Below are 2,474 nucleotides of genomic sequence, written 5' to 3' on the forward strand. Positions count from 1 at the left end.
GACGACCTGCCCGGACGAGTCGTCGATGGCGTACAGCGCCTCCGTCGCCTTCGGGCCGTCGGAATCGGCCGTGACGCTCGCCGTCGGCGCGTAGACGAATCCATCGGTAACGACCGGATGGGCCGACCGCAAACCGCCGTTGGTGGGTCCGCCGTGCATGGGGACGTGCCAGCGTTCCTCCCCATCGATGGTCAGACTGTGGAGGCCGTCGAAACACTGGAGGTAGAGGTTTCCGTTCGCGTGAACGACGGAATCGCGGTACACATCGTTGACTGTATCGAGCGTTCCCCTCCCGGTTGCGACCGTGAAATCGTCTTTCGTCTCTCCGGTATCGATATCGAGGACGCGGATACCGACGTTCGTGGGACCATCCGAATACTCGTCGTTGCCGTACCCGACGTACACCGAATCGTCCGCGAGGACTGGTGAGGAGACGTTGTAGGTCTCGGGAATGCGGGCCGACCACTTCATCACGGGGTTCGACTTCGGCCCGCGATGTCGCGGGGCGTCGCCGCTGTTTCGCATGTCGTAGCCAGCGCGGGGCCAGTCACCTCGAATCGAATCGTCGCCGGTACACCCGGCGAGGAGACCGACCGAACCGGTGCCGACGGCGGCGAGCACGTCTCGTCTGGAGGGCATTTGACAGAAGACGTGGGACGGGTCGCATAAGTTTTCTTATCGGCAGGAGGGGCGAACCGACGCGTTACCGAAGTCCGAAGGGCGACGGCTTGCGCTCGGTGGGAAGTCAGAACCGCTTTTCGATGGAGCGGACGCCGGTCGCTAGCTCGTCGCGTTCGAAGTATACGCCTTCGAGGAAGACGAGGGTGACGGCGATGGCGAGGACGAGACAGAACACGCTGAACTCCTCGACGTAGAGGTGCCAGAGGAATATCGGGAGGAACACCACGGTGCCCACCAGTCCGACGAGCGGGATGGCGGAAACGAGGTCGTCGCGTTGCGTGTAGGCGAGGGCATTCATCGCGCCGAAGACGACGATGAACGACAGGGACGCGAACTCCGTGATGGCGGTGAGGCTTCCGTAAACCGTCAGCAGAATCGTCAGTCCGCCGATGACGAGCAGCGTTTTCGTCGGGACGCCCGTCTCCCGCGTCGGGGCGAGGCGGTCGGGGAGCAGGTCGTCCGTACTCATCCCTTTGGCGAACAACGCGGTGCTGAACAGGGTCGCGTTGATGGCGCTGGCGGTCGAGGCCACCGCCGCGATACCGATCAAGACGTAGCCGATTTTGCCGGAGAACTGTTGTGCGGCGAGTGCGAGCGCGAGGTCGGGGCTTTCGGCTACGGCGCGCTCTTCGACCACGCTGAGCGTCACGAAAGCAACGAAGACGTAGGCGAGCGCCGAAACGGGAATGGAGACGTAGACGGCTTTGCGGATGGTTTCGACCGGGTTTTCGATGCTCTCTTGGTCGTAAAAGAGGAGCTGCCAGCCCTCGAACGAGACGAACGCGACCGCGGCGGCGAGGACGGGAGCGTCCGGACTCCGAAGCGATTGTTCCACCCCGAATTCGAGTTGTCCGTGAGCGTAGCCGTACCAGACGCCGAGGAGGACGAACAGCAGGACGATGAGGAGTTTGAGGGCGACGAGGAGGTCCTCGACCACCCCGGACTCGTGGACGCCGAGGAGGTTGAGTCCGATGAAGCCCACGATGACGAGAAAGGACAGGACCGGACGCGACGGAAGCCCGAGGAACGGCAATCGGGTGATGTCGAAGATGGCACCGAAGTACGCGCCGAACGCGTAGGCGTACATCGCCATCGTGCCGATGTAGCCAACCAGCAGCGTCCAGCCGACCATTCCGGCCAGCGTCGGCCGGTGAAGGTAGACCTCGATGAAAGCGACCGCACCGCCGGACGCTTCGGTCGCCGAAGCCAGTTCGTTGAGTTTGACGTACGAATAGCCGGTCGCCATGACGACGATACCGGCGACGAGGTAGGCGACCCACGCGTCCTCGCGGTGGACTTGGACGCCGACAAACTTGACCGCGCGCGAGACCTCGGCGCGGACGAGACGGTGCTCGCCGACGCCGAGACCGACGTTCCGACGACGATTCAGGCGCGACTCGGCGGGGCCGACGTCTCCATCGACGCGCTCGGCATCGCCGAAACGTGTCGGAATTCCATCGACTGCCTCCGCCCGCGCGGTCAACACGTCCAACTCGGGTTGACGACGGACGCGGAACGCGGCGAGGTCTCCCTCCCGACGGACGCGATGACGATGCGCGAAATCACGTTTTTGGGGTCGCGCGGGATGCCGCCGTCCCGCTACGACGAACTGCTTCGCATGCTGGAACGGGACACGCTCTCGCCCGGTAAACTCGTGACGAACACCGTTTCTCTGGCCGAGGTTCCCGACCGCCTCGCCGCCATGAACGACTTCGAAACGTCCGGCATCGAGGTCGTCGAGTTCTCCGCGTTGTCGTAGCTCGAAAACCCTCCGGAATAAATATAAATTTGAC

General features: G+C 63.5%; 2 protein-coding genes and 1 pseudogene. 1 reads left to right on the top strand and 2 read right to left on the bottom strand.

Annotation, left to right across the window (positions count from 1 at the left end):
- Together BG842_RS01880 and BG842_RS01885 are read right to left on the bottom strand one after the other, a co-directional pair.
- The coding region (locus tag BG842_RS01880; protein ID WP_175424058.1) for a PQQ-binding-like beta-propeller repeat protein at positions 1-639 on the bottom strand (639 nt) is incomplete at its 3' end.
- A gap of 106 nt (positions 640-745) precedes the next feature.
- On the bottom strand, positions 746-1,927 hold the full coding sequence (locus tag BG842_RS01885) for an APC family permease (RefSeq protein WP_175424059.1): 1,182 nt from the start codon (positions 1,925-1,927) through the stop codon (positions 746-748).
- 36 nt (positions 1,928-1,963) lie between these two features.
- Here BG842_RS01885 and BG842_RS29470 point away from each other — a divergent pair.
- Positions 1,964-2,440, top strand: a pseudogene (locus BG842_RS29470) (zinc-binding dehydrogenase); the annotation flags it as partial.
- Positions 2,441-2,474: the final 34 nt, after the last annotated feature.

This window comes from Haladaptatus sp. W1 (genome assembly GCF_001723155.1).
GTDB lineage: Archaea > Halobacteriota > Halobacteria > Halobacteriales > Haladaptataceae > Haladaptatus > Haladaptatus paucihalophilus.